Source organism: Ruegeria sp. BK1, assembly GCF_056535645.1.
In genome coordinates, this window is the sequence record NZ_JBQFIS010000001.1 from 1,031,785 (window position 1) to 1,052,955 (window position 21,171).

The following is a 21,171-nucleotide window of genomic DNA, read 5'->3' on the forward strand; positions in this document are numbered from 1 at the left end:
CCTTGAGCGACGCATCCTGGCACAGCGAAGACGCGCCTGATCCCATTGAGTTGGGCCTTATCGGCTGGATTCTGGTCATCTTGCGTGGTCTGCCACTGGCGGTGTTAGTCTTCGGCGGTCTGATTATTCTACTGATCCTGCGACTGATCGAACGACCGCTCTATGGGGTGCGTCGCCCAATCACGCCCTTCATCACGCAATTCGTCTGCCGAAACGCGTTTCGCATTCTGGGGATGGGATTTCGCAGCTCGGGTGAGTTGATGACGCAACGTGGGGCAGTGGTGGCCAATCACTCCTCGTGGTTGGATATTTTCGCACTTAATGCTCGCAAAAGGGTCTATTTCGTCTCCAAGGCCGAGGTTGCAAGGTGGCCCGGCATCGGCTGGCTCGCCCGCGCAACCGGTACGGTTTTCATCGAACGCAACCGTAAAAAGGCGCGCGAGCAAACCTTGTTGTTTCAGGAACGCTTGTCCGCAGGTCATAAGTTGGTGTTCTTCCCGGAAGGCACCTCGACCGATGGAATCAGGGTTTTGCCCTTTAAAACAACACTCTTTGCTGCATTCTTTACAGATGAACTGCGCGAATTCATGTATGTGCAGCCGGTTTCCGTTATTTACCATGCACCTGCCGGACAACCCAACAGGTTCTATGGGTGGTGGGGAGATATGGATTTCGGTCCGCATTTGCTGAAAACGCTGGGCGCCCGTCGGCAAGGCTGGGTCGAGTTGATCTACCACATACCCGCCAAGGTCAGCGACTTTGAAAACCGTAAAGCGTTGGCTGCTCATTGCGAAAAAGCCGTGCGTCATGCCCATAGCTTGGCGCGGCTTGAAAAATAGGGGCGAAAGCCTCTTGCGTTGCACCAAAACCTGCCGTATACGCGCGCCATTCAAACCCGCAGGCGGGGTTTGGGCTTTTTGCAGGGAGACATCCTCATCAGGCCCGCCGGTTGGAGCATCCGCTTCTTTCACCCCCGCCAAGGCGTAAACCGGAAAAGGAAAATAGCATGGCTCTTCCCGAGTTCACCATGCGTCAGTTGCTGGAAGCTGGCGTTCACTTTGGTCACCAGACACAGCGTTGGAATCCCCGCATGGGCCCGTTCATCTACGGCTCGCGCAATGGCATCCACATCATGGACCTGACCCAGACCGTTCCGATGCTGGATCAGGCTCTGCAGGCTGTTCGTGACACCGTTGCAAAAGGTGGCCGCGTTCTGTTCGTTGGTACCAAGCGTCAGGCCGCTGGCCCGATCGCCGAAGCGGCTGAAAAGTCGGCTCAGTACTACATGAACCACCGCTGGCTGGGCGGTACGCTGACTAACTGGAAAACCGTTTCCCAGTCGATCAACCGTCTGAACCAGATCGACGAAGCAATGGAAGCCGGCGCAGAAGGCCTGACCAAGAAAGAGCGTCTGGGCATGGAGCGTGACCAGCAGAAGCTGCAGGCTTCGCTGGGCGGTATCCGCGAGATGGGCGGCGTTCCTGACCTGCTGTTCGTCATCGACGTCAAAAAAGAAGCACTGGCCATCGCCGAAGCCAACAAGCTGGGTATCCCGGTTGTGGCTGTTGTCGACACCAACTGCTCGCCCGACGGTGTTGACTACATCATCCCCGGCAACGACGACGCAGCTCGCGCCATCGGTCTTTATTGTGACCTAGCCGCTCGCGCCGCTCTGGACGGCATGACCGCTCAGATGGGTGCTGCTGGCGTAGACCTGGGTGCATTCGAAGAAGCACCGGTTGAAGAAGTCGTTGCAGAAGAAGCCGCTGAAGCTCCGGCTGAAGCGTAAGCTGCCCGTCACGTAATTGACACATGGGGCAGGGTATGACCTGCCCCAATTCCGTTTGAATTGAGGAGAGCCAAAAGATGGCAATCACAGCAGCAATGGTTAAAGAACTGCGCGACAGCACAGGCGCAGGCATGATGGACGCGAAAAAAGCCCTGACCGAAACCGGCGGTAACATGGACGAGGCCGTTGACTGGCTGCGCACCAAAGGCCTGGCGAAAGCGGCCAAGAAATCGGGCCGTACCGCAGCAGAAGGTCTGGTTGCTGTTCACGTCAACGGTGGCAACGGTGTTGCTGTCGAAGTGAACTCGGAAACCGACTTCGTTGCGAAGAACGCTGAGTTCCAGGAAATGGTCGGCAAGATCGCGTTTGCAGCCGAAGGTGTTGCAGACGTTGACGCTCTGCTGGCGGCTGACTTGGGTGGCAAATCCGTTGCCGATACTCTGACCGACAAGATCGCCACCATTGGTGAGAACATGTCGGTGCGCCGCATGGCGAAGCTGTCGGGCGACACAGTTGTGTCTTATGTCCACAACGCAGCCACCAACGGCATGGGCAAAATCGGCGTTCTGGTTGCTCTGACCGGTGGTGACGAAGCGATCGGCAAGCAGGTTGCGATGCACATCGCAGCTGTGAACCCGGCAGCTCTGTCCGAGGCCGACATGGACCCGGCGGTCGTCGAGAAGGAAAAGCAGGTTCAGATGGACATCGCCCGCGAATCCGGCAAACCGGAGCAGGTGATCGAGAAGATGATCGAAGGCCGTATGAAGAAATTCGTGGCTGAATCGACTCTGCTGAACCAGTCGTTCGTTGTGAACCCTGACCTGACGGTTGAAGCAGCCGCCAAAGAAGCAGGCGCAACCATCACCGGCTTTATCCGTCTGGAAGTTGGCGAAGGCATCGTGGTGGAAAAAGAAGACTTCGCCGCCGAAGTTGCAAAAGCAGCCCAGGGTTAAGCTATTTTCCGGACCTCTTGGGGTCCGGGACACTTTAAGAACCGGTCGCGCAAGGCGTGGCCGGTTTTTTTGCGCGCCCAAAAAAAGACGCCGAAGCGCCTGGCATTGAAGGATAGGGTTGGGGGGCCCCGCATGATGGGGATGGTCGAGGCCCCCCGGATTTCCGACATAGGTACGTGGACGAATAGACGCCCCTGTGTCAGAGCGGCCGGAGAGCCCTGAAATCACAAAGATCCGACCAAATGTTCCCAGGCTAAAGCCACCACTCACGGAACGCTCTCATTTTGCAACTACGCGTCATAATCGAAAAGTAATGTTTTCCTTACCCTAGGTAAATTGACGCAGGTGAGCGTCAAAAAATTGGGGTTTAGGCCTCCATCACGAACATCTGATTTTGAAAAGATGCCTTCAGAACCGCCTGGGCTGTGGTTTCGACCGCCAGCGACTCACGCGCCAGACGCAAATGTTTCTCAACAGTGGCTGCTGTCAGGCCCATCAGCAGCGCGATATCCTGCGTGGTTTTTCCATCTCCGACCCACTCCAGCGCCTCTCTTTGGCGCTTTGTCAGAGCTCTGTTTGGAGCGTTGTAAGGCAGGGTCAGGATCTTGAGATGCGCCATATTGTTCATCAGCAAAATATCTTCGCCGTGCTCTGCCCAGATTGCATCCACATCTTCCTGAGACCGTGCGCCACAGGCAGATAGAGAAATCGCACCTTTCGACCGCGCCGACACTGACGTAAAGCTAACCGTATACCCGGCAACAACACCCTTCGAGCGGTTGAACTCAAGCACTTCCAACTCCTGCGCAGTCAAAGCGCCGGACATCATCATATCCTGCGTCATCTGCCAACTGGCCGCACCTTCATTTTCCAGCGCCCATTTCAGCATCGGCGCATGAAAATACAGCCCACTGCGCAGGAACCCATCCAGATAGGGTTTGGTATGGTTGGTGAGAATAACAAAATCTTCCGGGTCGCCCAACGAGGTCGGGGTCTTGTAGCGCGTATACCCGTACAACAGCCGGTCGAAGCCGTATTCAGCCATTTGGCGGCAGTGGGCATCCCACAATTCCTCAAGCGTTTTGGTGTAGCTCAGGAAATAAAGATACTCACTCAGCCTCATTAAGCGCCCTCACGGTCAAGAAACCCAGCCAGCGCGTCCAACGCGAGGATGTAGCTTTGCGCACCAAAGCCACAAATCTGGCCGACGACGACTTTCGAGATATACGAGGTATGGCGAAAGCTCTCGCGTGCATGGATGTTTGACAGATGCACCTCGATGGTGGGAAGCTCGACCGAGGCGATAGCGTCCATCAGCGCAATAGACGTATGGGTATAGGCACCGGCGTTCAGGATGATGCCGTCCTGCGTCCCTTTGGCTGCGTGGATCGCGTCCAGCAAGGCACCTTCATGGTTCGACTGCATGTGCGCGACTTCGAAACCGATTGTTTCTCCGTGCGTTACGCACATTTTCTCAACCATTTTCAGGGTTGTTTTACCATATACCTCTGGCTGACGCGTGCCCAGCAGATTCAGGTTCGGGCCGTTTAAAATCAGAGCTTTACGCATTTTTTTCACTATTCCCGTTTTTTTGGTTCTTAAACGCCAATGGGTCCCCTTGTCCACCGCCAGCGCTGCGTCACTTTCCTGGTTGCCCGAACGCAGTGCTGCAACGCAACACCGGCCCGCTCTTATTGTAGGGTTGTCAGAGCATCGTCACGACAATTTTGCCCAAGGCACCGCGCCCGGATAGTAAGGACAAAGCCTCAGCGGCTTTTTCCAGTGGAAACGTCGTGCTGATTTGCGGCTTGATCCTGGCAGCGTCGTAGAACTGGAACAGTTCCTGCACATTCTCCGCGTGTCCTGCAGGGTCTCTAAAGACCGAAGCGCCCCAAAACACTCCGACAATCTGACAGCCTTTCAACAGTGGCAGGTTCAGCGGAATTTTGGGAATCCCAGCCGGGAATCCCACCACCAGAAAACGACCACCCCACGCCATCGCACGCAATGCGGGTTCCGCATAGTCTCCGCCGACCGCGTCATAGACAACATCGACACCAACTGGCCCAGCCAACGCCTTGATATCGGATGAAAAAGCCTTTTGCGCGTCCCGATCCATTTCGGTCGCGTAAACGATTGTATCATCCGCCCCAACTTGTCGACAGAACGCGGCTTTTTCTTCCGATGACACGGCGGCGATGACACGCGCGCCCATTGCCTTGCCCAATTCGATGGCAGCGGTTCCTACTCCACCCGCAGCCCCCAGAATCAACAGGGTTTCGCCAGCCTTCAGCGCCGCGCGATCCTTCAGAGCATGATAAGAGGTGCCGTAAGTAAAGATGAAACACGCGGCATCCTCAAAGGGCATGGAATCCGGGAACTTCACCGCAGTCGAAGCCTGAATAGTCAGATGTGTTGCGAAGCCGCCATGACCGGTCAGCGCCAACACACGGTCGCCGACTTCGAACCCAGCGGCACCTTCACCTACCGCCAGCACCTGACCCGCAATCTCGCCACCCGGAGCATAAGGGCGCGGCGGTTTGATCTGGTAGAGGTCCCGGATCATCAGCGTATCAGGAAAATTCACCCCGGCGGCTTTGACGCCCACCAACAACTCGCCCTTGCCCGGCTGCGGATCGGGCAGGGTGGTCAGTTCCAAAGTTTCTGGTCCACCCGGAGCGACGCTGAGTAAAGCTTGCATGTTGACCCCGTTATCCCTGTTATTCCTACAGGAGGAAGTTTGGCGCAGCCCGATACGTTGTCAAGGATATGACGTTGCAGCGGTACGCGTATGCAGACACCATGTCAGCGCCAAATGAACAAACACGAGGAGCACCCGATGACACCCGAATCCCTATTCTCGATAGAGGGAAAGACAGCCCTGGTAACTGGCGGTGCCACGGGAATTGGCCGCATGGCCGCCGAAGCCCTGGTGCGGGCCGGCGCAAGGGTTCTCATCGCCTCGCGCAAGCAGGACGCGTGCGAGACCGTAGCTGCCGAACTCAATGCGCTGGACGCGCCCGGCAGCGCAGAGGGGTTTGCCGGTGACGTTGGTAGCAAAGAGGGTGTGGATGCGCTGGTGGACGAGGTTCACAACCGCACGGACAAGCTTGATATCCTTATGAATAACGCAGGCGTGTCTTGGGGTGCGCCAATGGGACAGTTCCCTTATGAGGCCTGGGATAAGGTCATGTCGGTGAATGTAACAGGTATATTCGAATTGACCCAGAAACTGTTGCCAACGCTTATGAAATCAGGTTCGGCCGATGATCCGGCCCGTGTTGTCAATGTGGGATCGGTCATGGGTGAGGTACCGATGGGCGACGGCGCCTACAGTTATTCAGCCTCTAAAGCAGCGGTTTTGCACCTGACCAAGATCATGGCCAAGGAATTCTCGCCCTACCACATCACAGTCAACGCCTTGGCACCGGGGCCGTTTGTGTCGCGTATGACCGCCTTTGCCACTGCCGATGAAACCACCCGCGACAAAGTCGGAAAGTCAGTTCCGCTGGGTCGGGTCGGCGCGGATGAGGATATTGCGGGCTGCATGCTGTTTCTGTGTGGTCGCGGCGGCAGCTATGTCACCGGAGCCGTCATCCCGGTTTCGGGTGGGATTAATGTGGTGACCGCGGGAAATATCTTCGCAGAGGCCCTGTGAGCGGTAAGGAGACTGATATGTCCACGGACACGCAATTGGACCTGAAGGCTGTTGATGCCTATCTCAGCGCGCATCTCGACGGCTATCGAGGCCCGTTGGAGGCCACTAAATTCGCCGTCGGTCAGTCCAACCCAACATATGAATTGAAGACACCGACGCAAGTCTATGTTTTGCGGCGTAAACCTCCTGGCATACTCCTAAAATCCGCACATGCCGTCGACCGGGAATTTCGGGTTCAAAAAGCCCTGTCGAACAGTCGAGTGCCGGTGCCCGAAATGTTCCTTTTGTGCGAGGACGACACCGTCATTGGATCGGCCTTTTACGTAATGGAGCGCCTGGACGGTCGTAACTTCCTTGAGCCGACTATGACAGGCGAAACCAAGGAAACGCGCGCCGGTGTTTTTGAAGAGATGAACCGCGTATTGGCCGAGCTCCACATGGTCGATATCCAGGACGTGGGCCTCTCCGACTTTGGACCGCCGGGAAATTATTTCGAACGGCAGATCTCACGCTGGACCAAGCAATACCGCGCGTCCGAGACCAAAACCATTGCTCAGATGGACCAACTGATTTCTTTACTCGACGCGTCAATGCCTGCTGATGACGGCCAGAGAACGCTGGTTCATGGGGACTATCGCATCGACAACATGCTATTCGAAAAGAACGGCACCCGTTGTATTGGCGTTCTGGACTGGGAACTTTCTACGATCGGCCACCCTTATGCCGATCTGGCGGCTGTGATCATGCAGTGGCAAATGCCACCGGGAAAAGAGGGGCGGGGCCTGGCAGGCATCGACCGATCCAGCCTCGGCCTACCGTCGGACAACGAGTTCATTGCAGCCTATTGCAAGCGCCGTGGACTGCCGGGCATCGACAACTTCGGATTCTACCTTGCTTTCAATTTTTTCCGCATGGCTGGTATCCTGCAAGGTGTCTACAAACGCGCCTTGGACGGTAATGCCTCGGACCCGGAAAGGGCTAGAAAATTAGGTGGTTATGTTCCGATGTTTGCCCAGTATGGCTTGAAAGCGCTTGAGGGCGCAAACTCACACACTACGTGACAATTCAAGTTCCAGATTGGGCAAGCTGTTTTTGCCAAAAAACATCTCGGAGCTTGCAAAAAATGTGGGAACACCAAAAACACCGCGCTTGGCCGCATTTTTGGACTGATCCTTTAGTTGCTGCTTAATGCCCAGCTCTGTCATCGCTTCGCACAGTTTTCGGACAGGCAGTTCGTTGTCTTGCAGAATATCCATCAGCACCGTAATCTCATCTGCTTTTTGACCATGCACCCAGATAGCATCAAAGATCGCGTCTATGTATTTGGCTTCCCATTGTTTTCCCGAGGCAAAGACCGCTCCGCGCATGGCGAATTTGGTATTGATCGGAAAATGGGGGCTCATATGAAAACTTACGCCGCGCCGACGGGCATAGCGATGGAGATCATGGGTCAGATAAGCAGTTTTCTGACGGTTTTCCGAGAATGCCTGAAACGGGCTTTGGTTGTTGGTCGCTTTGAAAATTGTCGACAGAAGAACTGGCACATAGTTGATCTGCACCCCATGATCCGCCACCAGCTTTGGCATCACCTTATGAGCCAGAAATGCGTTCGGGCTGCAAAAATCATATATAAAATCCAGAGTTTGTGACATGATTTTGATCCTTCCATCCCGACTCGTCGATTCTTTAACCCGTTGAGTGTAACAGCCATATGGAAATAGCTGCATCCCCATTGCGTTAGGTGACCACGCCCGGCAAAATCCGGGGAATTGATAGGCAATGTCAGGACGTCCACATGTGCAGTCAGACCACGCTCGACCCTTCCCGCCTCGAGCGCATTCCGACGTGGATGCAACGCTATGTGGATGAGCGGAAGTATGCAGGAAGCTCCGTCCTGATCCACCATCAGGGTCAAGAGGCGTTTTTCCACGCCTGCGGGCTTCGGAATGTGGAGCAGAGCTTGCCTTTCCAGCGCGACACGATTGCCCGAATTTATTCAATGACCAAGCCAGTGACGTCTGTGGCATTGATGATGCTTGCCGAACGCGGAAACTTTCACCTCGACGCGCAGGTATCTGACTTTCTTCCAGAGTTTTCGAATATGCATGCCCTTGTGCCGGGCGCAAGCCGGATGGACCAAACCGAACCCTCGACAACCCCGACCTTGCATCAATTGCTGACCCATACAAGTGGTTTGAGCTATCCGTTTAACCCCGGGCTGCTGCCGAGTGCGATGGAAAATCAATCCATCGTCTTTGGCCCGCGTGAGGGTCTTTTGGCGAACCGGGTGACTGCGCTCGCTGACCTGCCGCTGGCATTCCATCCCGGCAGTCGTTGGGAATATTCGGTGGGCATCGACGTGATCGGCCGGGTCGTGGAAATCGTGTCTGGCAAAACGCTGGATCAGTTCTTTCAGGAAGAGATTTTTGACCCGCTGGGTATGTCTGAGACCGGATTTACTGTTCCCAAAGATGCCGGGGACCGTTTTGCATCACTCTACACGCCCTTAGCTGGCAATGCGATGGATCTGAATTCGGCTGAGACCGGTGGTGACAGCCTGCGTTTGACAGATAGCTACGAAGATTCTGCCTTTCTCGACACCACCATGTGCTCTGGGGGCGGCGGTTTGGTCGGCACAATCGACGACTATGCTAAATTCGTCCAGATATTGCGAAATAAGGGGCAGGGGAATGGACACCGCCTGCTCAGCAGCAGAACGGTAGAATTCATGATGCGCAATCACTTAGCGGGCGACATTGCCTCGATGGGTCCAAGTAGTTTTGCGGAACAACCGATGGAAGGTACCGGCTTTGGCCTTGGCGGTTCGGTGGTGATTGATCCGGGCCGAACAGCCACTCCGGGCTCTTTGGGAGATTTCAGTTGGGGCGGCATGGCCTCGACCTTTTTCTGGATCGACCGCAGCAATGACGTGACTGTCGTCTTCTTTACGCAGCTTTCGCCGTCTAGTTCCTATCCGTCACGGTCGGAACTCAAGGGGCTTGTCCTTGGGGCAATGATTGAATGACCTTCAGCAGCCTGTTACGCCATGTCATAGACAGATCGGAGAGCCCCACATGACCGAAGCCGAACATATTCTTCTGGATCTGTTGTCTTTGGAACGGCTTGAGGTTGATCTGTTTCGTGGCACAGGGTCGGGCGGTGAAACGCCGACGCGGATATTTGGTGGACAAGTCGTCGCCCAGGCCCTGTCTGCTGCATACCGTACCGTGGAAGACCGTCTGTGCCATTCTTTGCACGCCTATTTCATTCGCCCCGGCGATCCGTCTATTCCCGTTATTTATCAAGTGGATCGGGCCCGAGATGGAGGTTCTTTCACCACCCGCCGAGTCATTGCGATCCAACACGGGAAACAAATCCTTAACATGTCGGCCTCTTTCCATATTGCAGATGACGGCTGGGACCACCAGCATCCAATGCCCGACATCTCCGGCCCCGAGGGATTGCCCGCGCGGTCCGAGGTCAGACGACAATATCTGGATCGCGTTCCCGAACGTCTGCGATCCGAGCTGATGCGCGACCGTCCGATCGATGTACGCGAAGTCCACCATCTGGACCTGTTCGCGCCTGACAAGTCCGACGATCGAAACGCCATTTGGTTTCGAATGAACGCCGCACAGGGCAGGGACCAAATCACCCAGCAATTGCTGTTGACCTATGCTTCGGACATGTACCTGCTCAGCTCGGGACTAAGACCCCACGGCCTGAGTTGGTTTACCGGTGAGGTCAACGGAGCCAGCCTGGATCACGCCTTGTGGTTCCACGCACCGGTGCATTTCGACAAGTGGCACCTGTATTCAATGGATTCGCCCTGGGGCGGTCGAGGTCGCAGCTTCAATCGTGGTTCAATCTACACACAGGACGGCATATTGGTTGCATCTATCGCACAGGAAGGGTTGATGCGACGAGCGCGGTAGTTTGATCAATTATCCTCGATAAAAATTTGATTTAGCTTCTGCATTCCGCCCAGCCACCGATCATAATCGGTCGCTTTGTGGCGCATATAGTCCAGAACCTGCGGATGCGGCAGGATCAGAAACTGCTCTGCTTCAATGGCTTGAACACAGGCTTCCGCGACCTCGGACGGTTCGAGCATACCGTCGATCGACGCGACAGACACTTCATGTCCCTTGGTCATGTCTGAACGCACCGCCTGTGGGCACAGAACCGAAACTTTCAAACCCTTGCGCCCATATGTCAGCGCCAGCCACTCGGCAAAACCAACGGCTGCGTGTTTTGTGACGCCATACGGCGCAGCACCGGGTTGATTCAACAGCCCGGCAGCCGATGCGGTCATCAAAAAATAACCGCCGCCGCGTGCCAGCATCTTTGGAACCAGATGTCGCGCGGCCCAGACATGGGACATGACATTGATCTTCCACGTCCGATCCCAATCCGCATCGGGTGTATCAAAACCGCCAAGCGTCAAAATCCCGGCATTCGCGCAAAACAGATCAATTGGCGCGATCTGATCTTCAACGGTATCGATCAAAGCCTTCACATGATCTTCGCTGGACACATCGCAGTGCAGAGAGTGACCACCGATAGAACGCGCAACGCGTTCCGCTGCGTCCAGGTCAACATCCGAGCAGACGACCGTTGCACCAAGCTGCGCAAACCGTTCGGCGAGACCTTTACCAATACCACCAGCGGCGCCGGTTATGACGATGGTTTTTCCGTTCAATTGCATTTTGCGCTCCTGAAGTGGTTATCAGGAGAGCATCGTAAGGCTTTGAGGAACTGTGCAAAGTTCAAATCACGCGCAGGCAGTATTTTACCATAATACCAATTACGCGTAATTCAATAGAAGGCTTGCAGGCCCGTTTGCGCACGCCCCAGGATCAACGCATGCACGTCATGCGTCCCCTCGTAGGTGTTCACGGTTTCCAGATTGACCATATGGCGGATCACCTGGAATTCCAGCGAGATACCGTTGCCCCCATGCATGTCACGTGCCATCCGCGCGATGTCCAACGCTTTTCCGCAATTGTTGCGTTTTACGATCGAGATCATCTCGGGCGCAGCAGCAGCGTCATCCATCAAACGACCAACACGCAGGCTGGCTTGCAAACCAAGCGCGATTTCGGTCTGCATGTCCGCCAGTTTGCGTTGGAACAGTTGCGTCTGCGCCAAGGGTTTGTCGAATTGCTTGCGATCCAGACCGTATTGACGTGCCGCATGCCAGCAGCATTCCGCGGCCCCCATGGCGCCCCAACTGATACCATATCGGGCGCGATTGAGGCAGCCAAACGGTCCTTTCAACCCCTGTACATGCGGCAGCAAAGCGCCCTCGTCAACCTCAACGCCGTCCAGCACGATTTCGCCGGTAATCGAAGCGCGCAGGCTCATCTTGTTCTGGATCTTCGGCGCGCTCAGGCCCTTCAGGCCTTTTTCAAGCACAAAGCCCCGGATCTTCCCGTCATGCGCGTCGGACTTGGCCCAAACGACAAAAACATCAGCGATCGGAGAGTTTGAAATCCACATCTTGCTACCGGTCAGACGGTAGCCGCCGTCGATCTTTTCCGCACGGGTTTTCATGCCCGCCGGGTCAGAGCCCGCATCGGGCTCTGTCAGGCCAAAGCAACCGATCCATTCACCACTGGCCAGTTTCGGCAGGTATTTGCGGCGCTGTTCTTCACTGCCATAGGCATAGATCGGGTACATCACCAATGAACTTTGCACCGACATCATCGAGCGATAGCCGGAATCCACACGCTCAACCTCGCGCGCGACAAGACCGTAGGCGACATACCCTGCCCCGATACCCCCATATTCTTCGGGAATCGTGGTGCCCAGCAGGCCCATTTCGCCCATCTCGCGGAAAATCTCGGGATCGGTTTTCTCGTTCTGAAACGCTTCCAGAACCCGCGTTTGCAGTTTCTCCTGCGCATAGGCCCGCGCGCTGTCGGCGATCATCCGTTCGTCTTCAGTCAACTGATCAGACAGGCGAAATGGGTCTTCCCACGCAAATCGCCCAAGGTCCGGCGCATCTTTGGCACGCAAGGTCGGTTTGGTATCTGGGGCGTTCATGGGGCTTCTCCGCTCTGTCAGCTTCGGCGCAACCTAACCCGGTGATGCGCCAAAGGACAGAAAGAGTTTTGCATTTCCTCATGAGTAAAACTCATAGGGTAGCGCGCGCCCTACCCCAACGCGTATCCCGCGCCGCGAACGGTTCGAACTGGGTCGTCGCCGCCATGTTGCGTCAAAGCTTTACGCAAGCGACCGATATGGACGTCCACCGTTCGGGTGTCGACATAGATATCGCGACCCCAAACCCGATCGAGCAATTGCTCACGGCTCCAGACACGGCCTGGTTTCTCCATAAACGTGCTCAGCAGCCGAAATTCAGTCGGGCCCAGTTTCAAAGGCTTGCTGCCGCGGCTGACCTTGTGAGTTTCAGAGTCCAGAATGATATCGTCGAATTCCAATCGGATACCAACCGTCGCCGGGCGCACGCGGCGCAGTTGCGTCCGCACCCGTGCCATTAGTTCAACCACCGAATAGGGTTTGACTACATAGTCATCAGCACCGGTTTCCAGACCACGCACCTTATCGACCTCTTCAGTGCGGGCCGATAGCATGATGATCGGAATCGAGCGTGTGTCAGGGCGTGATTTGAGGCGGCGGCAGACTTCGATCCCACTCAGGTTGGGCATCATCCAATCCAAGACAATGATGTCCGGGCTGTCTTCGTCCACCAGTAACATGGCTTCGTCGCCATTAGCCGCCTTGGATACGCGGAACCCTTCCGCTTCAAGATTATAAGCCAGCACTTCACGCTGGGCCAGTTCATCCTCGACCACCAGCACTGTGGGTTGATCGGCAGACATCTCAGAAATCTCCTCAGACGGATTGCGAGGTTACATCGGCCTTTGGCCGCGCTTCGGCGGGGCGTTCGCCGGTCACCAGATACACGACCTGCTCGGCGATTGCGGTGACGTGATCGCCCATACGCTCGATATTCTTGGCGATGAAATGCAGATGCATACAGGACGAGATGTTGCGCGGATCTTCTGCCATGAAGGTCAGAAATTCGCGGAACAGACCATTATACATCTGGTCCACTTCTTCATCGCGGTTGATCACGTCGGTCGCCAATTCTGCGTCACGCTGGATGTACGCGTCCAGCGCGTCGCGCAGCATATGCTCGACTTCACGCGCCATGCGACGCAAGGCTGCGGCGCTGCCGTTGATCTCGCCTGCATTGACAAGAACCGTGGTCCGTTTGGCGATGTTCTTGGAATAATCGCCAATGCGTTCAAGATTGCCCGAAACCTTCAGCACCGAGAGAACCAGACGCAGATCGCTGGCTGTTGGCGCACGCAGCGCGATCAGGCGGGCGGTTTCCTCGTCGATCAGTTCCTCAAGCGCGTCGATGGCCTTGTCGCCTGCGCGGACCTGTTGCGCCAGTTCCTCGTCGCGCGTTTCCAGCGACCGGGCCGCACCCATGATGGCGGCTTCGACCAGCCCGCCCATCTTCATGATGTGGGCCTGAATGGCTTCTAGATCGCGGTCGAAGGCGGATGCAATATGTTGTTCGGTCATGATCAGATACCTGTCCTCAGCCGATCCGGCCGGTGATATAGCTTTCGGTGCGGGGATCTTCGGGGTTGGTGAAGATCTGACCCGTCTCGCCGAACTCGACGAGGTTGCCCAGATGGAAGAATGCGGTTTTCTGGCTGACTCGCGCGGCCTGCTGCATCGAGTGGGTCACAATCACCACCGAATAACGCGAGCGCAACTCGTCAATCAGTTCTTCGACCTGCGCAGTTGCAATCGGGTCCAGGGCCGAGCAAGGCTCGTCCATCAGCAGAACCTCGGGCTCGGTCGCTACGGCGCGGGCGATGCACAGGCGCTGCTGCTGACCGCCCGACAGGCCGGTGCCGGGGGCGTCAAGACGATCCTTAACCTCATCCCAGATCGCACCGCGACGCAGGGATTTCTCAACGATCTCATCTAGTTCCGCCTTGTTCTTGGCAAGGCCGTGGATGCGAGGGCCGTAGGCTACGTTGTCATAGATCGACTTAGGGAACGGGTTCGGCTTCTGGAACACCATGCCCACCTTGGCGCGCAGCTGCACCGGGTCGACGCGTTTGTCGTAGATGTCCTCGCCATCCAGCAGAATATCGCCCTGAACCCGGCAGATGTCGATCGTGTCATTCATCCGGTTCAAGCAGCGCAGGAAGGTAGACTTGCCGCAGCCCGACGGGCCGATAAAGGCGGTCACGGTCTTGTCTTCAATCTCGACGTTGACGTCTTTGATAGCGTGCGTCTCACCGTAGTAGACCTGCACATTATTCGCGGCGATCTTGATGGCTTTGGAGTCCACGGCTCTCTCCACTCGTGTCATATCGTTCATAATAAGCCCCTTACCAGCGGCGTTCAAAGCGGCGGCGCAGGATGACCGCGATGGTGTTCATTGTCACAAGGAAGATCAACAGAATGATGATCCCTCCCCATGCGCGTTCGTAAAAGGCCGGGTCAGCGCGTTTGGACCATTCGTAGATCTGCGCAGGCATGGCCGAGTTCGGCGACAGGAAGCCCGCCACCAGCCCGTCGGGCGGGTTCGAGGCGATAAAGCCCACCATCCCGATCAGCAGCAGCGGCGCGGTTTCCCCCAGCGCCTGCGCCAGACCGATGATGGTGCCGGTCAGAATACCGGGCGCGGCCAGCGGCAAGACATGGTGGAACACCGCCTGCATTTTCGAGGCCCCTACCCCCAGCGCCGCATCTCGGATCGACGGCGGAACCGCCTTGAGCGACGCACGGGTCGAGATGATGATCGTCGGCAACGTCATCAGCGTCAGAACCAGACCACCCACCAGCGGAGCCGAGGTCGGCAAATGCATGTAGTTAATGAACACGGCCAAACCCAGAATACCGAACACGATCGAAGGCACAGCGGCCAGGTTCGAAATGTTGACCTCAATGATATCTGTCAGCCGGTTCTGCGGCGCAAACTCCTCAAGATAGATCGAGGCGGCCACCCCAATCGGCAGCGCCAAAGCCAGCACCACGAACATCATGAACAGCGATCCCAGCATCGAAACACCGATCCCCGCAGCCTCAGGCCGTTGGTCGGACGCGTCCGAGCCGAAGATGAAATCGGGGTTGAACGCCTTATACAGCACACCCGCATCCCGCAGTTGATCTACGAAATCCAGCTGGGCAACCGTGATGCTTTTGTCATTAGCGATGGACTCGCGGGTCACGCGGCCCTTCATGTACCCATCGACGCGGCTGTTGACCAGAAAGCGGAAGCTGACGGTCTTGCCGATCTCATCGGGGTTTGCGATGACATAGTTCCGCAGCTCGGCCTGTGCGGCTTTGGACAGGATTTTACCCATGTCCTTGGGCGAAAGATCGGTCTGGATACCCAGCTCTTGCACTTCCGTCTCAATCGCCGAGGCGATCAGCGGCGCGTAACCAAAGGTCGAGACCTTCTTGATATCCTCGATATTGCGGTTGCCCTTCTTGTCCAGCTTGTCTTCTTTCAGCTCAACATTCAGTTCAAGAAACGTCTGCTGGAAGGCGCCGGTGCCTGCGGTCACAATGTTTGTGACCAGCACGATCAGCATCAGCAGGCCGATACCGATGGCAGCAATCCCATACATCTTAAACCGGGATTCGGCTGCATTGCGCTTTTTGGTCCGTGCGTCTTGCTCGAACAACGACCCCTTTTTGGGTTTCGCAGCCGGAGCAGCAGCGGGCGTTTGGGAAATATCGGTCATTCGTACTGCTCCCGGTATTTGCGTACGATGTAGAGGGCGAAGATGTTCAGCCCCAGCGTAATGATGAACAAGGTCAGACCCAGCGCGAACGCAACCAACGTTTCAGGGCTGGCAAAGTCGGTATCGCCGGTCAACTGGCTGACGATCCGAGTGGTGATCGTGGTCATTGCCTCGAACGGGTTGCCCGAGAATTTGGCGATTGCACCGGCAGCCATCACCACGATCATCGTCTCACCGATGGCGCGGCTGGCGGCCAGCAAGATCGCTCCGACGATCCCCGGCAACGCGGCCGGCAGCACCACCTGACGGACAGTCTCGGAATGCGTCGCGCCCAGCCCCAGAGAGCCATCGCGCATAGACTGCGGCACCGCATTGATGATGTCATCGGACAGCGACGACACGAACGGGATCAGCATGATGCCCATAACCAAACCCGCAGTTAGCACCGCGTTCGAGCTGGCCATCCAGCCCACTCCCAGCGCCCCGCCTTCGCCGAACATCGACACCAGCGCAGGACCAACCGTCAGCAAGGCAAAAAGACCATAAACGATGGTCGGGATACCGGCGAGGATCTCTAGCAATGGCTTGGCAATGGAGCGGGTCGCGCCTGAGGCATATTCCGACAGGTAAATCGCGGCGAACAGGCCAATCGGCACCGCCACCAACAACGCGATCACCGAGATATAGAGCGTGCCCCACAGAAGCGGCAGGATCGACAGTTCCGAGCCGCCACGGAAGTTCGGGGCCCATGTGCTACCGAAGAAGAAGTCTTTCCACGAGTGCAGTTGGAAGAAGTTCAGCGTCTCGAAGAACATGGACAAAACGATGCCCACCGTTGTCAGGATCGCAATCGAGGCCGCCAGCAGCAACAGAGCCAGAACGCCTTGTTCCACTACGTTGCGGGCGCGGAATTCCTTGTGCGTTCGGATATAGGCAAAGGCTGCACCAAACAGCGCGACGATCACAACGATCACCTGCATGGCTATCGTTCCGGTCGACGTCATGCTGCGGTATTTCTGGGCCGCGACCAGAATAGGTTTGGTAATCTCCTGAGTCAGGACCTGACCTGAGTCTCTCAACGTCTGGGTCAGCTCGGCAATATCGGCATCGGCATTCCCAGCCTGCGCTTCGCTCAGCGCGCCGGTCGCAACGGCCCCGGCCAACCCGTTCGAAACGCGCCGAACCTCGCTCATGATCAGGCCGCGGTCAGCGCCTTCAGGGATCGCGTGGTCGGGGATCATGCCGGTGACTGTGCTGTTTACGATCATCGGCTGCGCCAGCAACCAGACGACCAGAATTCCAAGCGCCGGCACCAGCGCCGTCAGCGCAACATTGTAGCCATAATAGGACGGCAGAGAGTGCAGATCCCGCGCGTCTCCTCCTGCGCTTGCAAGGGCACGGGACCGCCCTGCGAAATATCCGATCACTGCGAATGCAAGCAGGATGAGCAACAGCCAGGATAGTGCCATGGGAACTCCGTCGGAATGGCTGGAGAAGAGTCAAAAAGAACCGGGGCGCGCATAAACCGCCCCAGTTCCATAAGCAAGGGTGATTAGGAGCCGCCGCCCAGAACGGTTTCGTTCGCAACAGCTTCCTGAACTTTGACCAGCTCGGGATCCGAAACCAGGCCGTATTCAGCCAACGGACCATCGGGGCCTGCGATCTCGTCGGCGACGAAGAACTCAGCATATTCTTTCAGGCCGGGGATCACGCCAATATGCGCTTTCTTCACGTAGAAGAACAGCGGACGCGAGACCGGGTATTCGCCGGTTGCGATCGACTCGGTGGTCGGAACAATGCCGGACATGGTTGCAACTTGCAGCTTGTCGGTGTTGTTCTCGTAGAAGGCCAGACCAAAGACGCCGATGCCGTCTTTGTTGCTGTCTATACGCGCCAGAGTTTCGGTATAGTCGCCGTCGATGTCGACCGAAACGCCGTCCGTACGCAGGGCGATACAGGCTTTCTCGGCGGCTTTCTTGTCGTCGCCGTTGGCTGCTTTGTAAACGTCAAAGTCGCCCAGGTGCTCACAACCGGCCAGGATCACCTTGTCTTCAAACACTTCACGGGTGCCGTGCTTGGTGCCCGGGATGAAAGCTGCGATCGGCTGCGCCGGGAAAGCAGGGTTCACGTCGGCCCAGGTTTTGTTCGGGTTATCGACCAGCTGACCGTCAACAACGATCTGTGCGGACAGGGCTTTGTACCAATCTTCCGGCGTGAACTCGAACGAGTTGCCGTTGATGTCGGAGGCGAAAACGATGCCATCATAACCGATCTGAACTTCGATGATGTCGGTCACGCCGTTTTCGGCACAGGCTTTTACTTCTTTTTCACGGATGGCGCGCGAAGCATTGGCAACGTCGATGGTGTTTTCGCCAACACCTTCGCAGAAACGCTTCAGGCCAGCCGAGGAACCGCCCGATTCAACAACAGGGGTCGGGAAGTCGAAGTTTTCACCGAAGGCTTCGGCAACGATCGAAGCGTAAGGCAGAACGGTCGAGGAACCGGCAACCTGAACCTGATCACGTGCAGCAGCGGTAGTGGCCGAAACGGCAGCAATCGCCAGAGCAGAAGCCGACAGTTTTACAAAGGACATCTCAGTCTCCTTGAGAATGGTTGTTTTTGATCACCCCCATGATGATCTTGCCGGCACCCCTAAGAGCCGTGCGTAAGCCTTTTGTGACAGGTTTGTAACGGTTTCATGACAAACCGGCAGATTCAGCTATGACTTTGTGACAATCCCGGTATGTCGGGCGTCAAACCTGAGCCTCTTCCGGTTTTTGCTGCGGCAAAATCACTGTGAAAACAGACCCTTTGCCCAACTCGCTTTCCACCCGCAAGCGCCCGCGATGCCGATTGACGATATGTTTTACGATCGCCAGCCCCAAACCGGTTCCACCCAATTGCCGGGACCTGTGATTGTCCGCCCGGTAGAATCGCTCGGTCAAACGCGGCAGATGAGTCGGGTCGATACCCGGCCCCTTATCCGAAATCTGAACCCGCACAGCCGGGCCGCGCATGGCGGTGTCCCGTTCGAAAGACTGAATTCGTACTTCAACCAAGCCGCCGCTACCGCCGTATTTGATTCCGTTCTCGATCAAGTTGGTAAAAACCTGCCGCAACTGATCGCTGTCACCGATCAAGGACACCGGTCCCTGGGGGTCATTGGTAAGGCGAAGTTCAACTTCCGCATCCTCGGCCAGTGGCCGCAGTGAATTTATCGTGGATTGGAGCAAGCCCGACAGGTCCAGCTCCTCTCGTGGTCGCACCCGTTCTTCGCTTTCGACCCGGTTCAGCGACAGCAAGTCCCCTACCAGCCGGTTCATGCGGTTGGCCTCATCCGTCATGATCTGAAGAAAGCGCTCGCGCGCGGCGGCATCTTCGCGGGCGGGGCCGCGCAGGGTTTCTATAAAGCCCATCAACGCGGTCAGCGGCGTGCGCAGTTCGTGACTGACATTGGCGACAAAATCGCGCCGCATCTGACTGGCCTGTTCAAGATGGGTCACATCCTGAAAAACAGCCAGAACAGCCCCGCCTGCGACAGCGCCAACACCGTTCATATAGCGGCACTCTACCTCGAACGTGGTGTCCTGAGCGCCGTCATTTGCAAGGTGGCGCGTCTTCGCCTGCCCCTTGTCACGCAGGCTTTGCTCCATCGCCTCAATCACCTGCGGCTGACGCAGGATGGTGGCAAAATGACGGGTGACGATGTTTTGCCCAAGCAACGTCCGTGCATCTGTATTGGCCGCTATGATCCGCTCGGTCTGATCGACCATCAGGGCAGGTAGGGGAATGGCCGACACAATTTCGGCAAGCAGATCGTCTGACATCGTTGGTACTCGGTGATATTCGAGGGCGTTCTAGGGCACGGGTGTCAAAGTTTCACGAAACTTGCGCATGTTTTCCTGATAATGCAGCGCGCTGAACGTGATCTTTTGCGCCGCAGCCGCATCCAATTCTCGCACCACCTTGCCCGGTGCACCCATCACCAGCGAATTGTCCGGGATTTCCTTGCCTTCTGTGATCAACGCCCCTGCCCCTATCAGGCAATTCTTTCCTATTTTTGCGCCGTTCAGGACAATTGCCCCCATCCCGATCAGAGTATTTTCCCCGATCGTGCAGCCATGCAACATGACCTTATGCCCAATGGTGCAGTTCTTGCCGATCGTCAGCGGATAGCCCGCATCAATATGCATCACGCAGTTTTCCTGCACGTTGCTGCCTTCGCCCACCCGGATCTCTTCATGATCGGCGCGTATGGTGCAGCCAAACCAGACCGAGGCCCCCTGCTCCAGCACCACCTTCCCAATCAGGTTCGCATCGGGCGCGACCCAGGTGTCCTCGTGGATTTGCGGCGTGTGCGGGCCGAGGGCGTAGACCGTCATGACAATTCCTCGAATTCGTTTTGCAGTGTGCGAACGTGGTTTTGCAGCACCGGTTGCTGGATACGCCGCATGCGTTCGGCGCTGACGATGGTCTTCAGCTTTTCCTCGGTCGCATCCAGATCGTCATTCACCAGAACGTAGTCGTAATAGCCCCAGTGGCTGATCTCATCCCAGCTTTTCAGCATCCGCTTGGCGATCACGTCGGCGGCGTCCTGACCCCGGCTTTCCAGCCGACGACGCAGTTCAGGGATCGAGGGCGGCAGGATGAAAATCGACAAAGCGTGCTTGCCTAGATCTGAGTTGCGAATCTGCACCTCGCCCTGCCAGTCCACATCAAACAGCACGTCTTTACCGCTGTTGATCGACTCGCGCACCGGCCCCGCGGGTGAGCCATAGAAATTCCCGAATACATGCGCGTGCTCCAGCATCTGACCGTCGGCGACCTGCTGTTTGAACGCATCCTCACTGAGGAAGTAGTATTCACGGCCATGTTCCTCACCCGGACGCGGGGCGCGCGTTGTGGCCGAGACCGAGAATTCAAGGTCGCTGTCCCACTGCATCAGCCGCCGGGCCAAGGTGGATTTGCCTGCCCCGGAAGGTGAAGACAAAATGATAAGTAGGCCGCGTCGATCCGCCATAA

General features: G+C 56.6%; 22 protein-coding genes. 7 read left to right on the forward strand and 15 right to left on the reverse strand.

The features are described 5' to 3' along the window. Positions 1 to 2: 2 nt before the first annotated feature. From olsA to tsf, 3 genes are all read left to right on the forward strand, one after another. Positions 3 to 839: a lyso-ornithine lipid O-acyltransferase gene (gene olsA, locus ACR3E7_RS05125; RefSeq protein WP_480504321.1), complete on the forward strand. Its 837-nt coding sequence runs from the start codon at positions 3 to 5 to the stop codon at positions 837 to 839. A gap of 167 nt (positions 840 to 1,006) precedes the next feature. Beyond that, a complete protein-coding gene (rpsB, locus tag ACR3E7_RS05130; RefSeq protein ID WP_170769743.1) occupies positions 1,007 to 1,789 on the forward strand; it encodes a 30S ribosomal protein S2 in 783 nt (260 codons plus the stop codon). A gap of 77 nt (positions 1,790 to 1,866) precedes the next feature. Beyond that, positions 1,867 to 2,742, forward strand: coding sequence for a translation elongation factor Ts (tsf, locus tag ACR3E7_RS05135; protein WP_170354186.1), 876 nt, complete (start codon positions 1,867 to 1,869; stop codon positions 2,740 to 2,742). Positions 2,743 to 3,109: 367 nt separating this feature from the next. Here tsf and ACR3E7_RS05140 read toward each other — a convergent pair whose 3' ends face one another. From ACR3E7_RS05140 to ACR3E7_RS05150, 3 genes are all read right to left on the reverse strand, one after another. Beyond that, positions 3,110 to 3,865: a helix-turn-helix transcriptional regulator gene (locus ACR3E7_RS05140; protein ID WP_170769744.1), complete on the reverse strand. Its 756-nt coding sequence runs from the start codon at positions 3,863 to 3,865 to the stop codon at positions 3,110 to 3,112. After that, positions 3,865 to 4,311, reverse strand: a complete 447-nt coding sequence (aroQ, locus tag ACR3E7_RS05145; protein WP_480504320.1) for a type II 3-dehydroquinate dehydratase — start codon at positions 4,309 to 4,311, stop codon at positions 3,865 to 3,867. Before aroQ ends, ACR3E7_RS05140 begins: the two co-directional genes overlap by 1 nt. A 136-nt stretch (positions 4,312 to 4,447) precedes the next feature. Then, complete coding sequence (locus ACR3E7_RS05150; RefSeq protein ID WP_480504319.1) at positions 4,448 to 5,443, reverse strand: NADPH:quinone oxidoreductase family protein; 996 nt, start codon at positions 5,441 to 5,443, stop codon at positions 4,448 to 4,450. 138 nt (positions 5,444 to 5,581) lie between these two features. Between ACR3E7_RS05150 and ACR3E7_RS05155 the strand changes: the two genes are divergently transcribed. Beyond that, positions 5,582 to 6,400, forward strand: a complete 819-nt coding sequence (locus ACR3E7_RS05155; RefSeq protein ID WP_480504318.1) for an SDR family oxidoreductase — start codon at positions 5,582 to 5,584, stop codon at positions 6,398 to 6,400. Between the two features lie 17 nt (positions 6,401 to 6,417). After that, positions 6,418 to 7,461 carry a phosphotransferase family protein gene (locus ACR3E7_RS05160; RefSeq protein ID WP_480504317.1) on the forward strand — a complete coding sequence of 348 codons (1,044 nt, stop codon included), beginning with the start codon at positions 6,418 to 6,420 and terminating at the stop codon, positions 7,459 to 7,461. On the opposite strand, the gene ACR3E7_RS05165 is transcribed toward ACR3E7_RS05160, so the two are convergent. Continuing rightward, positions 7,447 to 8,052 (reverse strand): DsbA family protein, encoded by a 606-nt coding sequence (locus ACR3E7_RS05165; protein WP_480504316.1) that lies wholly within the window; start codon positions 8,050 to 8,052, stop codon positions 7,447 to 7,449. The genes ACR3E7_RS05160 and ACR3E7_RS05165 overlap by 15 nt on opposite strands. Positions 8,053 to 8,195: 143 nt before the next feature. Between ACR3E7_RS05165 and ACR3E7_RS05170 the strand changes: the two genes are divergently transcribed. Both ACR3E7_RS05170 and ACR3E7_RS05175 read left to right on the forward strand, forming a co-directional pair. Beyond that, a complete protein-coding gene (locus ACR3E7_RS05170; RefSeq protein WP_480504315.1) occupies positions 8,196 to 9,425 on the forward strand; it encodes a serine hydrolase domain-containing protein in 1,230 nt (409 codons plus the stop codon). Positions 9,426 to 9,474: 49 nt separating this feature from the next. Further along, positions 9,475 to 10,335 (forward strand): acyl-CoA thioesterase, encoded by an 861-nt coding sequence (locus ACR3E7_RS05175; protein ID WP_480504314.1) that lies wholly within the window; start codon positions 9,475 to 9,477, stop codon positions 10,333 to 10,335. A 5-nt stretch (positions 10,336 to 10,340) separates the two neighbouring features. Here the strand turns inward: ACR3E7_RS05175 and ACR3E7_RS05180 are convergent, their stop codons facing one another. The 11 genes from ACR3E7_RS05180 to gmk all read right to left on the reverse strand — a co-directional run bounded on the left by ACR3E7_RS05180 (position 10,341) and on the right by gmk (position 21,169). Further along, positions 10,341 to 11,108 (reverse strand): SDR family oxidoreductase, encoded by a 768-nt coding sequence (locus ACR3E7_RS05180; protein WP_480504313.1) that lies wholly within the window; start codon positions 11,106 to 11,108, stop codon positions 10,341 to 10,343. A 110-nt stretch (positions 11,109 to 11,218) separates the two neighbouring features. Further along, complete coding sequence (locus tag ACR3E7_RS05185) at positions 11,219 to 12,448, reverse strand: acyl-CoA dehydrogenase (RefSeq protein WP_480504312.1); 1,230 nt, start codon at positions 12,446 to 12,448, stop codon at positions 11,219 to 11,221. Positions 12,449 to 12,558: 110 nt separating this feature from the next. Further along, positions 12,559 to 13,248: a phosphate regulon transcriptional regulator PhoB gene (gene phoB / locus ACR3E7_RS05190; RefSeq protein WP_170769754.1), complete on the reverse strand. Its 690-nt coding sequence runs from the start codon at positions 13,246 to 13,248 to the stop codon at positions 12,559 to 12,561. Between the two features lie 13 nt (positions 13,249 to 13,261). Beyond that, complete coding sequence (phoU, locus tag ACR3E7_RS05195) at positions 13,262 to 13,963, reverse strand: phosphate signaling complex protein PhoU (RefSeq protein WP_170769755.1); 702 nt, start codon at positions 13,961 to 13,963, stop codon at positions 13,262 to 13,264. A 16-nt stretch (positions 13,964 to 13,979) separates the two neighbouring features. Continuing rightward, on the reverse strand, positions 13,980 to 14,777 hold the full coding sequence (pstB, locus tag ACR3E7_RS05200; RefSeq protein WP_170769756.1) for a phosphate ABC transporter ATP-binding protein PstB: 798 nt from the start codon (positions 14,775 to 14,777) through the stop codon (positions 13,980 to 13,982). Positions 14,778 to 14,787: 10 nt separating this feature from the next. After that, positions 14,788 to 16,149, reverse strand: coding sequence for a phosphate ABC transporter permease PstA (gene pstA / locus ACR3E7_RS05205; protein WP_170790907.1), 1,362 nt, complete (start codon positions 16,147 to 16,149; stop codon positions 14,788 to 14,790). After that, positions 16,146 to 17,618 (reverse strand): phosphate ABC transporter permease subunit PstC, encoded by a 1,473-nt coding sequence (gene pstC / locus ACR3E7_RS05210; protein ID WP_480504311.1) that lies wholly within the window; start codon positions 17,616 to 17,618, stop codon positions 16,146 to 16,148. Before pstC ends, pstA begins: the two co-directional genes overlap by 4 nt. 83 nt (positions 17,619 to 17,701) lie before the next feature. Next, positions 17,702 to 18,742 (reverse strand): substrate-binding domain-containing protein, encoded by a 1,041-nt coding sequence (locus tag ACR3E7_RS05215; RefSeq protein WP_170769759.1) that lies wholly within the window; start codon positions 18,740 to 18,742, stop codon positions 17,702 to 17,704. Between the two features lie 160 nt (positions 18,743 to 18,902). Further along, a complete protein-coding gene (locus ACR3E7_RS05220; RefSeq protein WP_480504310.1) occupies positions 18,903 to 19,976 on the reverse strand; it encodes a sensor histidine kinase in 1,074 nt (357 codons plus the stop codon). A 30-nt stretch (positions 19,977 to 20,006) separates the two neighbouring features. Continuing rightward, complete coding sequence (locus ACR3E7_RS05225; RefSeq protein ID WP_170786778.1) at positions 20,007 to 20,531, reverse strand: gamma carbonic anhydrase family protein; 525 nt, start codon at positions 20,529 to 20,531, stop codon at positions 20,007 to 20,009. Continuing rightward, positions 20,528 to 21,169: a guanylate kinase gene (gmk, locus tag ACR3E7_RS05230; protein WP_170769762.1), complete on the reverse strand. Its 642-nt coding sequence runs from the start codon at positions 21,167 to 21,169 to the stop codon at positions 20,528 to 20,530. Before gmk ends, ACR3E7_RS05225 begins: the two co-directional genes overlap by 4 nt. Positions 21,170 to 21,171: the final 2 nt, after the last annotated feature.

Coding starts and splice junctions, on each gene's coding strand:
- ACR3E7_RS05170 (WP_480504315.1), top strand. CDS start 8,196: ATGTGCAGTCAGACCACGCTCGACCCTTCCCGCCTCGAGCGCATTCCG.
- gmk (WP_170769762.1), bottom strand. CDS start 21,169: ATGGCGGATCGACGCGGCCTACTTATCATTTTGTCTTCACCTTCCGGG.
- ACR3E7_RS05225 (WP_170786778.1), bottom strand. CDS start 20,531: ATGACGGTCTACGCCCTCGGCCCGCACACGCCGCAAATCCACGAGGAC.
- ACR3E7_RS05160 (WP_480504317.1), top strand. CDS start 6,418: ATGTCCACGGACACGCAATTGGACCTGAAGGCTGTTGATGCCTATCTC.
- ACR3E7_RS05215 (WP_170769759.1), bottom strand. CDS start 18,742: ATGTCCTTTGTAAAACTGTCGGCTTCTGCTCTGGCGATTGCTGCCGTT.
- aroQ (WP_480504320.1), bottom strand. CDS start 4,311: ATGCGTAAAGCTCTGATTTTAAACGGCCCGAACCTGAATCTGCTGGGC.
- ACR3E7_RS05185 (WP_480504312.1), bottom strand. CDS start 12,448: ATGAACGCCCCAGATACCAAACCGACCTTGCGTGCCAAAGATGCGCCG.
- ACR3E7_RS05180 (WP_480504313.1), bottom strand. CDS start 11,108: ATGCAATTGAACGGAAAAACCATCGTCATAACCGGCGCCGCTGGTGGT.
- rpsB (WP_170769743.1), top strand. CDS start 1,007: ATGGCTCTTCCCGAGTTCACCATGCGTCAGTTGCTGGAAGCTGGCGTT.
- ACR3E7_RS05220 (WP_480504310.1), bottom strand. CDS start 19,976: ATGTCAGACGATCTGCTTGCCGAAATTGTGTCGGCCATTCCCCTACCT.
- ACR3E7_RS05150 (WP_480504319.1), bottom strand. CDS start 5,443: ATGCAAGCTTTACTCAGCGTCGCTCCGGGTGGACCAGAAACTTTGGAA.
- tsf (WP_170354186.1), top strand. CDS start 1,867: ATGGCAATCACAGCAGCAATGGTTAAAGAACTGCGCGACAGCACAGGC.
- pstB (WP_170769756.1), bottom strand. CDS start 14,777: ATGAACGATATGACACGAGTGGAGAGAGCCGTGGACTCCAAAGCCATC.
- ACR3E7_RS05165 (WP_480504316.1), bottom strand. CDS start 8,052: ATGTCACAAACTCTGGATTTTATATATGATTTTTGCAGCCCGAACGCA.
- ACR3E7_RS05140 (WP_170769744.1), bottom strand. CDS start 3,865: ATGAGGCTGAGTGAGTATCTTTATTTCCTGAGCTACACCAAAACGCTT.
- phoU (WP_170769755.1), bottom strand. CDS start 13,963: ATGACCGAACAACATATTGCATCCGCCTTCGACCGCGATCTAGAAGCC.
- ACR3E7_RS05155 (WP_480504318.1), top strand. CDS start 5,582: ATGACACCCGAATCCCTATTCTCGATAGAGGGAAAGACAGCCCTGGTA.
- phoB (WP_170769754.1), bottom strand. CDS start 13,248: ATGTCTGCCGATCAACCCACAGTGCTGGTGGTCGAGGATGAACTGGCC.
- ACR3E7_RS05175 (WP_480504314.1), top strand. CDS start 9,475: ATGACCGAAGCCGAACATATTCTTCTGGATCTGTTGTCTTTGGAACGG.
- pstC (WP_480504311.1), bottom strand. CDS start 17,618: ATGGCACTATCCTGGCTGTTGCTCATCCTGCTTGCATTCGCAGTGATC.
- pstA (WP_170790907.1), bottom strand. CDS start 16,149: ATGACCGATATTTCCCAAACGCCCGCTGCTGCTCCGGCTGCGAAACCC.